This is a genomic window from Nitrospiria bacterium (genome assembly GCA_035498035.1).
In the GTDB taxonomy this organism is placed as follows: Bacteria; Nitrospirota; Nitrospiria; order JACQBZ01; family JACQBZ01; genus JACQBZ01.
The window spans coordinates 14,061-27,591 of sequence record DATKAN010000049.1 but is presented as its reverse complement, the minus strand read 5'-3'; the positions used below and the strand labels follow the sequence as shown (position 1 = coordinate 27,591).

Genomic DNA, 13,531 nt, shown 5'->3' with positions numbered 1-13,531 from the left:
GGCTCCAAATATCAGGGTAAAACGGTACAAAACCAGAGAGATCTGCAAAATATTCGATATCTCAAAGGCCACCCTCTTTCGTTGGGAGAAGGAGGGACTAATCTCCAATGTCGGCCGGGATTGGCGTAATTGGCGCCTCTACTCCAAGCAAAACATAAAGGAAATCCGAAAAATCATGCAAAGCAGGAACAATCGGCTATAGTTGTTCCAATAAGGTAGGAGTCCGTCGATGTTTTTTTCGTTTTCAAAAGCCGTTCCCCTGTTCGGGCTGGATATCGGCTCCAGCGCGATCAAGGTCGTTCAACTTAAAGAGAAGAAATCGGGTTACGCTCTGGAGAAATTCGGCATCAAACCCTTGGCGCCCGAAATGATCGTCGACGGTACCGTGATGGATGCGACCAGCGTCGGGGGGGTCATAAAGGAATTGCTGGCCGAGCAGAAGATCAAGCTGAAGGATGTGGCCATTTCCATTTCCGGCCATTCCGTGATCGTGAAGAAGATTAACCTTCCGGCGATGACCGAGGATGAATTGGAGGAGTCCATCAAGTGGGAGGCCGAACAGTATATCCCGTTCGACATCAATGACGTCAATATCGATTTTCATATATTGGGAACGGTCGAAGGGCAGGACGGACAACCCCACATGAATGTCCTCCTGGTGGCGGCGAAAAAAGACAAGCTGAACGAGTACACTTCGTTGGTGGCCGATGCGGGCCTGAACCCGCGGGTGGTGGATGTGGACTCCTTTGCGATTGAAAACATGTACGGGATGAACTACGGTGTTCAGGAGGGTGAGGTCGTCGCCCTGGTGAATATCGGTGCCAGCGTGATGAATATCAATATCCTGAAGAATACGATGTCTTCCTTTACGCGCGATATTTCCATCGGCGGAAATCGGTATACGGAGACCATTCAAAAAGAATTGAACCTGAGCTATCCGGACGCGGAACAGGCCAAGCGGCTGGAACATCCGGAAGGCGTGAATGCGGAGTCCCTGGCCGCGGTCATCAACGCCGTGAATACCGAAGTCGCCGGCGAGGTGACCCGCTCCATCGATTATTTTAAAACGGCTTCCGCGCAGGAAAACATCGACAAGGTGGTTTTATGCGGAGGGGCGGCCCGAACGAGGGGACTGATTGCCTTGATGGGGGAACGTTTGGGGGTGCCGGTCGAGCTGGCCGACCCCTTCCATCAAGTCGAAATCGACAAGAAAACATTCAATGTCGAAGAGGTCCGGGAGATGGCCCCGCAGGCCGCCGTAGGCGTCGGCTTGGCGATTCGAAAGATGGGTGATCGATGATCAAGATCAACCTACTTTCAATTCCCAAGGCGAGAAAAGTCAAGAAACAGATGGAGATTCAGTACGAATTGATTCTCGCCGGGGTGTTGATCGGTTTTGTTGTGGTGGCCTGCACCTATTTTTGGTATTTAATGAATTCTCGGATCGACCGCCTCAGAAACGAAAAAACCAAGGCCAATGCCGAATTGACGGTATTGAAGGAAAAGGTCAAGGAAGTTGAAAACTATGAAGGCAACAAGAAGGTCCTCGAAGAGAAAAATAAGATCATCGAACAGTTAAAGAAAAATCAAGGCGCCCCGGTCCGTTTGCTCGACGAAATCAGCAAGAGCATGGAGCCTCTGAAAATTTGGTTGACCACCGTCAAGGAAGAAGGCTCTCAGGTCGAAGTGGACGGCAAGGCCGTGACCAACGCCGACATTGTTCAATTTATCAACAACCTTAAGACCACAAAATTTTTCAGCGATATTCAATTGATCGAGTCCCGTCAGGCCATTGAGTTAAATGTTCCGATTTACAGTTTCAAGCTTAAATGCACCATGGTGATCTGAATGAACCTGGATTTTATTAAAAATCTTCCGACGTACCAGAAGCTCCTGGGCCTTTTCCTGTTCAATATTCTCATCGTGGCGATGTTTTCCTGGTTGTTTTACCTTCCGCAACACAACGTCATTGCCGGACTGCAATCCGACCTTGTGAAATTGGATAGCGAGATCGGAATCCAGCGTGCCAAGGCTGAAAAACTGGAGCAATTGAAAAAAGAAAATGCCGAACTTGAGAAACAGCTGGCGGAGAAAAAACAGCAGCTTCCCCCGGAAGCGGAAGTGGCCAGCCTGCTTAAGCAGGTTTCCGACCTGGGGCTTCGGGTGGGCCTTGATTTCAAGTTGTGGAAGCCTTCCGCCAAGAAAGAAGATCCCAGCGGTTTGTATGCGGCGATTCCCGTGGATGTCGAAGTCGGCGGCGGATATCACACGATCGCCTCGTTTTTTGACAGCGTGAGCAAGCTCCCGCGAATCGTAAATATTACCAATATTAAAATGGGAACCCCCAAGGTTGAAAGAGGTCGCTTGGTCGTGCAGACCACTTTTGTAGCCACCGCCTTCGCGGCCTCCGAAGGCAAGCCGGTTGAAGAAAAGAAAAAACCTCAGGCCGGAACCAAGGGCGGACCGGCCCCGGCCAAGGGCGCGAAAGCCGGGTCGACGGGGGTTGAATAGGCAAATGATTCATCCATTCATAAGGCGGGGAAGAACGGATAAGCGTGGACAGGCGGATGGTTTCCGTCGCATCGTTCGACGGTTGATCATCGTGTTGGGGTTCGGGATGTTTGCGGTCTTGGCCGTTGGGTGTGTCGGAGGTTCATCGCCTCCCGCGCCGCCGGCCGGAAAGCCGGCCGCGGTCAAACATCCGGAAGCCCCGGCCTCGGCCTCAGCCCCGGCCTCACCGCCGGCCGTGGCGGGTGAACAAAAGGCCGAGGTCTCGAGTCCCCCCCCCGCTCCGTACGTCTATAATCCCGAGGGGCGTCGGGATCCGTTTCTATCGATCCTGGTCTCGGCGGAATCGGCGAAGAGCTTGAGACGCCTCCCCCCGCTGTTGCGCACGGAAATCGGAGAGCTCCGTCTGATCGGGATTGTCTGGGGCGGGTATGGTTATTCCGCCATGGTCCAGACCCCGGACGGCAAGGGATATACCATTCGTGTGGGAACTCCGGTCGGACCCAACAATGGAGCGGTTCGAAAAATCACGGAACAGTATTTGACCATCGAGGAGAAATATACCGACATATTCGGTGAAAAGAAGGTGAGGGAAGTCAGGCTGGATCTTCATCCCCAAAAGGAGGGGAGCGAATGAAACTCAAGATGCATTTTGCTCGGCGGGTGCTGAACGGATTCTTCGTGCCGTTCCTGATTCTGGGAATGGCATCGTGCGCTTCCCTTTTTGAAGAAACCCAGCCCGGGGCCGGGGACGAACTCAATACCATTCAGGATATATCGGTGACCGATCAGCCGGACAAAACGGAGATCGTTGTCGTCGGTCAGAAACCCCTCGTTTACACCTCCTACCAATTAACGGACCCCGCGAGACTGATCGTGGACGTGGCCGGGGCCTCGGTTGGAAAATTCAAGGATCGAATGCCCATCGGTCAAGGGGCCGTGACGGACCTCCTCCCCATCGAAGGAGAAAAACCGAGTAATGTGGTCCGCTTGGAGATCACGCTGACGGAAGCCGTTCTATCCCATGTGCGCGCGGATGGGGAGAAGTTGATGATCGATATCGACAAACCGGCGGCTTCCGCCACCGCCGAGGCGGCGGCCCCCGCCGGTTCGGTCGCGCCGGCTCCGATGACGGAGGCGGCCCAGGAAACGACGGTTCCGCCGGCCCCGGCGACGGAAGAAAAAGCGCTTCCCAGCGAGCCGACCCTGCCGGCGGCGAAGACGGTTTCAAAACTGACCGTTGATCGGAATGACGACACGGTCGCCGTTCATATCACGGGGGATGGGGTCCTGAACCCGAATGCCTTCATGGCTTCCGGTAACCGTCTGGTGGTCGATTTGCCGGATGTGACCAGCCACATCCGACCCAACACCATTTCCGTGAAGGCCAAGCTCCTGAAGGATATCCGAATCGGCCAACACGTCAAACCCCAGAAGGTCCGTGTGGTATTTGATCTGAATTCGAAAGTTGCGTTTGCCGTCGAGCCGTCCGGAAAGGAAGTCGCGGTCACCTTGCACGCGGCGGAAGCGGAAACCCCGGCGGCGCCCGCGGAGGCTGAAGCCAAGCCCAAAGAGGAGCCGGCAGAAAAACCCCCGGCGGCGGAACCCGCTCCGAAACAACAGCCGGAGAAGCCGCCGGTCGCCGCACAGGAAGCGACCAAGGAAACCCCGCCCCAGACAACGGAAGAAAAGCCGACCGTCCCGGAAAAGGTTTCCCCGTCGCCTCCACCCGAGGAAATAATGCCGACGCCTGTTCCCGCATCGGCGAAACGAGGGGAGATCACGGCTCAAAAAAGGTATATCGGCCGAAAAGTTTCCCTTGATTTCCAGGATGCCGATCTCAGCAACGTGCTTCGATTGCTGGCCGATGTGAGCGGGATGAACATCGTGATCGGAGAAAATGTGAAAGGCAAAGTGACGCTCAAGTTGATCAATGTGCCCTGGGACCAGGCCCTGGATATCGTCCTGAAGATGAGCAATCTGGGGCAGGTTCGCGAGGGGACCATCATTCGCGTGGCCACCCTTTCGGACCTCGCCAAACAGCAGGATGAAGAAGCCCATGCGAAGGACGCCAGGGTCAAGGCCGAGGACCTCGTTACGAAGGTCATCTACATTAACTATGCCAAGGTCGATGATCTGTCCAAGACGCTGAAAAAGTACCTGAGTCCGAGAGGGGAAATCACGGTCGACGAGCGGACAAACACCCTGGTCATCAAGGATATTGATAAGGAGGTCAACGAGGCCGCGGCGTTGGCCAAGACGCTCGATGAGCGAACGCCGGAGGTCCAGATCGAGGCCCGGATCGTCCAGGCCGATACCAGCTTTGCCCGATCGCTCGGCATTCAATGGGGCGTGGCCTACGGCACCGTCAATTCAAACAGCGTGTTCTCGATCCAGGGGATCAATACGGCCGCCGGCGTCACCCCGCCCGCCTTCGGGGTAATTGCGCCCGATTTCGCGGTGAATTTGCCGGCCAGTGTTTCGGGTATGAATGCGGTTCCCTCGGCCGGTTTTAACTTCGGCCGGTTTACGAACAACCCGATTAATCTCGACCTTCGCCTTTCCGCGGGCGAGTTGAACGGATTGACAAAAACGATCTCGAGTCCGAAGGTGACGACCTTGAACAACGTCAAGGCCAAGATCGAGCAGGGTGAGTCCATCCCCTTCCAGACGTCCTCGGCCAACACGGGACCGACGACGACCTTTGTCGACGCCAATCTGGTCCTGGAGGTCACACCCCATATTACTCCGGATCAGAGCATCATCATGAAGGTGAAGGCGGCCCGGGATTCCCTCGGCAGCTTCAGCGGCCCCGCCGGCCCCAGCATCGCGAAACGTCAGGCGACCACGGAAGTGCTGGTTCGGGACGGGGAGACGACCGTGATCGGCGGGATCTTTGTGGACGAGAAAAATGAAACGGAAACCGGCATTCCGTTTCTTTCAAAAATTCCGATCGTCGGATGGCTGTTCAAGAATACGTCGAACACGGATACAAAGAACGAATTGTTGATCTTCCTCACACCCAGAATTGTGAAGGATTAGAAGGACGCGCCTGGTTTCAGCGGCGTATGGACTGATGCTCCGATATCTCAACGGTGGCGAATCGCACGGCAAACTCCTTTTGGCCATCGTGGAAGGGATGCCGTCGGGTGTTCCCTTGAGCGAAGCGGTTGTCAATCTGGATCTTGCCCGTCGTCAGAAAGGATACGGCCGGGGTGGAAGGATGAAGATCGAGCAGGATCAGGTTGAATTTGTCTCGGGCGTCCGCAAGGGCCTGACCTTGGGCAGCCCGGTCGGCCTGCAGATCGCCAATAAGGACTGGAAGAATTGGCAGGAGATCATGGCGGTCGAACCGGGCGATCCGGCGACCCAGCGCGTGGTGACGAAACCGAGACCGGGTCATGCCGATCTGGTCGGGGCGATCAAATATGCCCATACCGATATCCGGAATGTGCTCGAGAAGGCCAGCGCCCGAGAGACGGCCATCCGGGTTGCGATCGGCGCGGTGGCCAAGGCCCTGCTGAGTCAGTTCCGGATCACCCTGGTGAGCCATGTTCGGGAAATCGGAGGCGTTCAGGCCGAAACGAGCCGCTTGAGCCTCGAGCAGATCCGGAAGGCGGCGGAGGAGTCCGAGGTCCGCTGCGCCGATGCCTCCGCGGCGGGGATGATGATCGAGAAGATCCGCGAGGCCAAGGAAAAAGGGGATACCTTGGGCGGGGTGTTCGAGGTGATCGCCGACAATATCCCGATCGGTCTCGGAAGCTACGCTCAGTGGGACCGGCGGCTGAGCGCCCGGCTGGCCTTCGCGTTGATGAGCATACAGGCCATGAAAGGGGTCGAGATCGGCATGGGGTTTGAGGCCGCCCGGCGCTTCGGATCGGAAGTTCACGATGAAATTTTTTATGACGAGGCCGCCGGGGGATTTTACCGAAAAACCAACAATGCGGGCGGACTCGAAGGGGGGGTGACCAATGGCCAACCCATCGTGCTCCGCGTGGCGATGAAGCCGATCTCCACGCTCTATTCGCCCTTGAAAAGCGTCGACATCAAGAGCAAGGAGCCATTTGAGGCGACGGTGGAGCGATCCGATATCTGCACCGTGCCGGCCGCGGGCGTCATCGGCGAGGCGGTGGTGGCATTTGAGCTGGCCTCCGCCATGATCGAGAAATTCGGGGGCGACAGCCTCCTTGAGATGAAACGAAATTTCGACGGCTACCAGCAGTATGTCAAGGAATGGTGAACGAAAAGTAAATAATAAGCGAGGATCGGGCTCCGCCCGTCCGAGCGCGGGGTGTGGGGGCATCGGAGGGTTCGTGGCGCGACGGGTAAGGAGCGCCGGGGACGAACGCCGCCGAGTCGGTGAGGCGGCCGGATTCCTCAGTGTAACCCGCACGGGCCCCCACTGATAAAAGATGAATGAGAAATATCATCCTGGTGGGTTTTATGGGCACGGGCAAAAGCGAGGTCGGTAAACGGCTGGCCGGGGAGCTCGGCTGGGACTTCGAGGATACCGATCTTCGGATACAGGAACGGGAGGGCCGGACCATTCCGGAGATTTTTAAAGAGTCCGGCGAGGCCCATTTCAGAAAACGGGAGAGAGAAGTCGTGGCGGAGTTGGCCAACAGGAAATCCTGCGTGATCGCGACCGGAGGCGGGGTTGTGACGGACCCTGTAAACCTCCGACGTCTGCAGCGCAACGGCGTCCTGATCGGTCTGGAGGCCACCCCCGATGCGATCCTTGCCCGGACGGCGGGGTCGGAGCGTCCGCTGCTACAGCACGGGCGGCGCTCGGAGCGCGTCCGGCAACTGTTGAAAACCCGACGGCCGTATTATCTCCTTTCCGACTACCGGATCGACACCACCCACAAGACTCCGGACCAGGTGGCGAGAATGATCCGGGATATCGTCTCGGAGACGGGTCCGATCCGGGTCGATCTCGCCGAGCGAAGCTATTCGATCGAGATCGGAGACGGGATCCTGCCCCGGATCGGCGAGCGCTTGGTCTCGCTGGGGCTCAAGGGGAAAGTCGGGGTGATTACGAATCCACGGGTGGGCCGCCTCTACGGGTCCGTCGTGACGCGAAGCCTGCGAAAGGCCGGCTTTGAAGTCGCCGTGGTCACCCTGCCCGACGGCGAACAACACAAGAATCTCCGGTCGGTTTCCCGCGTATACGATGAGCTGATCCGAAGATCGTTTGAGCGGAGCTCGACCCTTCTGGCCCTGGGCGGCGGCGTGATCGGCGATCTGGCCGGGTTTGCGGCCGCGACATTCCTGCGCGGCATCGGGTTCATCCAGGTTCCGACCACGCTGGCGGCGCAGGTGGATGCCAGCATCGGTGGAAAAACCGGGGTGGATCACGCCCACGGGAAAAATCTGATCGGCGCCTTTTATCAACCGAAACTGGTCTGGATCGATACCGGGGTATTAAAAACGCTCAACCGGCGCGAATTCGTCTCGGGTCTTGCCGAAGTGATCAAGTACGGCGTGATCCAGGATGAAGGATTCTTTTCCTATCTGGAAGACAATATCGACAAGATCCTGAAATTGGAGCCGGCGGCCCTGACCCATGCCATTCGACGATCCTGCGCCATCAAGGCGGAGGTGGTTCAGAAAGACGAGCGGGAAGGCGGATTGAGAAAGATCCTCAACTACGGGCATACACTTGGACACGCGCTGGAAACCGCCACGAACTACAGGACCTATCTTCACGGCGAGGCCGTCTCGATCGGGATCGCCTTCGCCGCTCAGCTTTCCGTCCGGCTCGGCCTAATGGATGTCCCGAGCGCGCGGCGTCAGATCGAGCTCCTCAAAAGGGCGGGGCTTCCGGTCGCCTTGCCCAAAATCAAGCCGGCCGATATAATTAAGATAATGAAGCTGGACAAGAAGGTTTCCGGCGGCAGGATGCATTTTGTGTTGCCCGTAAAGATCGGGCAGGTTGTCGTTCGACCGGCCGAGGAGAAAATAGTCGCTCAAGCATTGAAAAGCCTGGAAGAAGGCGGGGAATTCATCGGTTAGGCGGAGTCTACCAAAGGAGGTCGAAGGTGTTCGGGATCAAACCAATGGTCAGAATGATGGCAGCCTGCATAGGGTTCGGCGGGCTTGCATTCCTCCTGCTAAGTTGCGGAGCGGATGACGCGATTCAAGGGGCCACGGTTGTGGGTCCGGATGACACGACGGTTACCTACGTTGCAAGTCCGGGGTTTAATGATATCACCTCCGGTCCCCTTGGATTTCAAGTCCTCGCTCCCGATGGAAAAACTCCGGTTCCGAACGTGCACATCTCATTCTTTGCGGGAGGTCAGGTATTCATGCTCACGGATAGAAGTGGAAACCCCCTTAGCTCTTCCGACCCATTTTCTTTTAATACCAATACGGATGAACGAGGGCTTTCACCCAAGGATGTGTATGCCGTTTGGTTTGTTCCACCGTGCCGTTCAGATCTCACCGGTACCCCTACCAAGGCCGGTCCAGACGAAGATTACACCGGAACGGTCACTGCATCAATCGGAAGCGCATCGAAGGTATGGACTGTGAACATTACCGTTAAAGGCGGGACACAAAATCCACCCGACAATTGTCCTTAAAGCCTACGGGAGCGCCAAGACGGAATCCGATATTCCGTTCTACCTCCCGGATTTAATTCTATCAGACCCCAAATCTCCCTTTTCCCGGTCCGCATTTTCCTGGACATCCCCGAGTCCCCGCTGCCCTCCAGTTTCCTAATGACTTATGTTAAAGATTAGATATTTATTATAACATATTGTAATATTTAATATTTATATAGTTATAGTTTTGCGTTTATCCTCCTTGGATTTAATCCCGATTTGTGGTATATTCACTCCTCAATATAGCCGTTCTCGACTAAACCAATGATTACAAAATCAAGCCGACCGAAGACTGAAAAAGAAAGGATCGCCCAGCTCAAAGGGTCCCTGGCCGAGAAGACACGCGAGCTGGACCTTCTGCGGCAGATCAGCGAATCGATCAGCTGCAATCTGGATCTGGATGATGTGTTGAAGCAGATCATCGATATTGTAGTCCAGGTGACGCAAGCGGACGCCTGCCTGTTGTATCTCTATGACGACCGGAATAAGGAACTGATCCTCCGCGCGACCAAGAACCCGCATCCAAAACTGATCGGCCGCATCCGGCTTGAGCTGGGGGAGGGGATCACCGGATGGGTGGCGCGGGAGCGCAAACTCGTGGCGATCGCCAGGAACGCGAGCGACGACCCCCGGTTCAGAGTTTTTCAGCATCTTCCCGAGGATCGCTTCCATGCCTTTCTTTCAATCCCGGTGATCTCCAAGAATGAGGTGATCGGCGTGATCAACGTCCAGCACAAGCGGCCGCATCATCACTCGGCGAGCGAGCTGGCCCTTCTGACGACGATCGGCCATCAGGTCGGCGGGGCGATCGAGAACGCCCGGCTGTACGAGGAGATGAAAAAAAAGGCGATGCAGATCGAGACCCTCTCGCAGGTGAGCAAGACGATCGCCTCCAACCGCTATTTGAAGGAGATCCTCCAGTTGATCGTCGCCATGACGGCCGAAATGATGAATTCGACCATCTGCTCGATCATGCTTCTGGATGAAGACAAGCAGGAGCTGGAGATCGTCGCGACCCAGAGCCTGAGCGAGGAGTACCGGAAGAAGCCGAATCTGAAGGTGGGTCAAAGCATCAGCGGCCGGGCGGTGCAGGAGCGGCGGCCGATCGCCGTCCCGGACGTCACACGCGAGCCGGGCTACATGTACGGCGATCTGGCCCGCAAGGAAGGGCTCCGGTCGCTGCTCTCGGTCCCGATGATGATCAGGGACCGCGCGGTGGGGGTGATCAACAGCTACACCTCTCATGAACACAAGTTTTACGACGAGGAGATCAAAATCCTCCAGGCCGTCGCCAACCAGTCGGCCGTGGCCATCGAGAACACGAAGCTCCTTCGCCGGTCGAACGAAATGCAGGAGGCGCTTGAAAACCGCAAGGTCGTGGAGCGCGCCAAGGGCGTCCTGATGCGGGAGAAGCGGATCGCCGAGGAGGAAGCCTTTCGCATCATCCAGCGCCAGAGCATGAACACCCGAAAAAGCATGAAGGAGATCGCCGAGGCCATCATTCTGGCCAGTGAAATAAGATGAGTTTGATATGGGCGGAGTAATCAAACGCACCACCGGATCGTGCCGCCTGCGAAAATCAACCCAGCGAGCACGGCGAGCGAGAGGGGGAGGCTCCGTCCGGCTTTGCCGGCGGAGGGGGCGACGCGAGCCCCTATAAAAAAGGGGGGAAGATGCGCACATTACGTATTGCATTGGCCCAGATCAACAGCACCGTCGGAGATCTGGAGGGCAATACCGAGAAGATTTGCGAGTATATCGAGAAGGCGAAGGCGCTGGAGGCCGATCTCGTCGCCTTTCCCGAAATGGCCATCCCCGGATATCCTCCCGAAGACCTCCTGTTAAAACCCCAGTTTTCCCAGGACAATCTCGAGGCCCTTCAACGGGTCATCAAGCAGACCAAGGGCATCACGGCGGTCGTGGGCATGGTGGACCGCCAGGAGGATATTTACAACGGGGCGGCCCTCATCCATGACGGCGCCCTGGTCACGATCTACCACAAGATCCACCTTCCCAATTACGGCGTCTTCGATGAAAACCGGTATTTTCAGGCCGGGACGGAATGTCCCGTGATCGTGCTCCGGAACGTGGCGGTCGGCGTCAACATCTGCGAGGACCTCTGGCACCCGGAAGGCCCCGCGCTGACACAGGCGCTGAACGGCGACGCCGAGGTGATCGTGACCATCAACGCCTCTCCGTATCACCGGGGGAAAACGAAATTCCGGGAAGAGATGCTGGCCACCCGGGCGCGGGACTACGGCGTCATCGTGGCGTACGCGAACATGGTCGGCGGTCAGGACGAGCTGGTGTTCGACGGTCAGAGCGTGATCCTGGACCAAAACGGGCAGGGGATCGCCCACGGCCGCCCCTTCGAGGAGGAGCTGATCCTGGCCGACCTGAATATCGACGGGGTGTTTCGATCGCGCCTCCACGATCCGCGCCGGCGGCAGAAGAAGCTGGCCTACATGGCCGAGAAGCCGTCCGTCAAACGGTTTATCCTGCCGGGTCGCGTTGAAGCGACCCGGAAACGGCCGCTTCATCCGAGGCCCTATGAGCCGATCCATCCGTTGATGGAAATCTACCGGGCCCTTACGCTGGGCGTCAAGGATTATGTGGCGAAAAACGGCTTCACGAAGGTGGTGATCGGAATCAGCGGGGGGATCGATTCCGCCCTGACCGCCCTGATCGCGGTGGACGCGCTCGGAAAGGACAACGTGGTCGGGGTCTTGATGCCGTCCCAGTATACTTCCGCCATGAGCCTGGAGGACAGCCAACTCCTCGCGAAGGCGCTGGGGATCAAGCTCCTGGTCGTCTCCATCAAGGAGGTGTTTCAAGCCTATCTCAAGCTGTTTGCGAAAGAGTTCAAGGGCCGTGCGACCGATACCACGGAAGAGAACCTTCAGGCCCGGATCCGGGGAAACATCCTGATGGCCTTCTCGAACAAGTTCGGCTGGCTGGTCCTGACCACCGGCAACAAGAGCGAGATGAGCGTCGGGTACGCGACGCTCTACGGCGACATGGCCGGGGGGTTTGCCGTGATCAAGGACGTTCCTAAAACCCTGGTCTACGAGCTGGCCAACCATCGCAACTCCCTGGAGAAGCGGGCGATCATTCCGCTCCGGATCTTCAAGCGTCCGCCCACCGCCGAGCTGAAGCCCGGCCAGACGGACCAGGACACACTGCCGCCTTATCCCGTCCTGGACCCGATCGTCCTGGCCTATGTCGAGGAGGATATCGGGTTCGAGGAACTGGTCTCGATGGGCCACGACCGGCGAACCGTCGAGAAAGTGATAAAAATGGTGGACGCGAGCGAGTACAAGCGCCGCCAGGCCCCGATCGGCATCAAGATCACCCCCCGCGCCTTCGGCCGCGACCGCCGCATCCCGATCACGAACCAGTACAAGGAAATCCAGGGGAAATAACGTTGGCTCGACGATTTGAATAGATCAGTAATCATCACCAAAGATGAGCCAAGAGCAGACTTGACCCCATCACAGGGAAATGCTCCAAACTATTTCCCAGCAGCATTGGTGACTATTGGGGCATCGGTTCATGAATTCCCTTCTGCACCATTAGCTGTTGACCAGGGCAGATATCGATGACTGCACATTCTTCGGGATGAATAGATGTGAGGAGCTGATACGGCAGGGCGTAATTGTACTGCTGGCCCTGGTAAGTTTCTTTGAGAGCGGATGTACGTATTCTCAAAAGTACAATGCTAGCATCCCTAATCTTGAAGGGACAGGTCTTGCTTTTGCAAGAAATAGTTCTTTACAACAGCAGCTTAATCTCATAGACCTTCCAGAATTTCTGCTTTCAATTAAGCCACTCAATGCCCGACTAGTGTCCAAAATAAACTCCTGGTTTCTTTTTATCCCTGTTCCATTCAACCGGGTATACCCGGAAGCTGAACGATTTGGCCAGAATGATCAGTCAGCCAGCTCACCATTTCTAATTGAAATAGCCTTAAGTCGTTCAATCGGAGAGGTTCTGGTAGATCCCTCACAATTAACTCTTCACTTAGCTGGACAGGATTACACGCCGAAGCGCATGATTATGCCTTCAGACCTTCGTTCTATAAGAGCTTCGAGATTAGGAATTACGCGCTGTGTTCGGAAAAACAATTTCCCGCTTCAAGAAATGGCTCGGCCGATCCATACGATTCAAATTGTCCAAGGAGAGATGGCGTGTATCTGGCTGAGCTTTGATGCAGCTCCTCCGCCTCCAGAGACCGAGTTTTCCCTTACCGTTAATGGGATTAAAGTGGCAGGTAGGACAGTACAAATTCCCACTATACAATTTATAAAAGGTGTCGCTTATGTGTACGACAGTGTTCCTTAATAATGAGCTAATGGACATATTAAGGGCTGGTTGTGCAAAGGGGCCAAGTGGATCCTCCCCCAGTTTGACCGACCCGC

General features: G+C 56.3%; 11 protein-coding genes. All 11 read left to right on the top strand.

Annotated features, from left to right (window positions below; genetic code table 11):
• Window positions 1-229 precede the first annotated feature (229 nt).
• The 11 genes from pilM (at window position 230) to VMN77_09950 (ending at window position 13,454) form a co-directional block, all read left to right on the top strand.
• Window positions 230-1,300 (top strand): type IV pilus assembly protein PilM, encoded by a 1,071-nt coding sequence (gene pilM, locus VMN77_10000; GenBank protein HTN44113.1) that lies wholly within the window; start codon window positions 230-232, stop codon window positions 1,298-1,300.
• Window positions 1,297-1,848: a PilN domain-containing protein gene (locus tag VMN77_09995; GenBank protein ID HTN44112.1), complete on the top strand. Its 552-nt coding sequence runs from the start codon at window positions 1,297-1,299 to the stop codon at window positions 1,846-1,848. The genes pilM and VMN77_09995 overlap by 4 nt, the downstream gene beginning before the upstream one ends.
• Window positions 1,849-2,511, top strand: coding sequence for a type 4a pilus biogenesis protein PilO (pilO, locus tag VMN77_09990; GenBank protein HTN44111.1), 663 nt, complete (start codon window positions 1,849-1,851; stop codon window positions 2,509-2,511). It begins immediately after the preceding gene.
• 4 nt (window positions 2,512-2,515) lie between these two features.
• Window positions 2,516-3,145: a pilus assembly protein PilP gene (locus VMN77_09985; GenBank protein ID HTN44110.1), complete on the top strand. Its 630-nt coding sequence runs from the start codon at window positions 2,516-2,518 to the stop codon at window positions 3,143-3,145.
• A complete protein-coding gene (gene pilQ, locus VMN77_09980; GenBank protein ID HTN44109.1) occupies window positions 3,142-5,550 on the top strand; it encodes a type IV pilus secretin PilQ in 2,409 nt (802 codons plus the stop codon). Before VMN77_09985 ends, pilQ begins: the two co-directional genes overlap by 4 nt.
• Window positions 5,551-5,584: 34 nt before the next feature.
• On the top strand, window positions 5,585-6,748 hold the full coding sequence (gene aroC / locus VMN77_09975) for a chorismate synthase (protein ID HTN44108.1): 1,164 nt from the start codon (window positions 5,585-5,587) through the stop codon (window positions 6,746-6,748).
• A 176-nt stretch (window positions 6,749-6,924) separates the two neighbouring features.
• Window positions 6,925-8,523: a 3-dehydroquinate synthase gene (aroB, locus tag VMN77_09970; protein HTN44107.1), complete on the top strand. Its 1,599-nt coding sequence runs from the start codon at window positions 6,925-6,927 to the stop codon at window positions 8,521-8,523.
• A gap of 26 nt (window positions 8,524-8,549) precedes the next feature.
• A complete protein-coding gene (locus tag VMN77_09965) occupies window positions 8,550-9,092 on the top strand; it encodes a hypothetical protein (protein ID HTN44106.1) in 543 nt (180 codons plus the stop codon).
• A 285-nt stretch (window positions 9,093-9,377) separates the two neighbouring features.
• Window positions 9,378-10,637 (top strand): GAF and ANTAR domain-containing protein, encoded by a 1,260-nt coding sequence (locus VMN77_09960; GenBank protein ID HTN44105.1) that lies wholly within the window; start codon window positions 9,378-9,380, stop codon window positions 10,635-10,637.
• A 149-nt stretch (window positions 10,638-10,786) separates the two neighbouring features.
• Window positions 10,787-12,535 carry an NAD+ synthase gene (locus tag VMN77_09955; GenBank protein HTN44104.1) on the top strand — a complete coding sequence of 583 codons (1,749 nt, stop codon included), beginning with the start codon at window positions 10,787-10,789 and terminating at the stop codon, window positions 12,533-12,535.
• Between the two features lie 196 nt (window positions 12,536-12,731).
• The gene (locus VMN77_09950; protein HTN44103.1) at window positions 12,732-13,454 is read left to right on the top strand and encodes a hypothetical protein; all 723 of its coding nucleotides are present in this window, start codon (window positions 12,732-12,734) and stop codon (window positions 13,452-13,454) included.
• Window positions 13,455-13,531 lie beyond the last annotated feature (77 nt).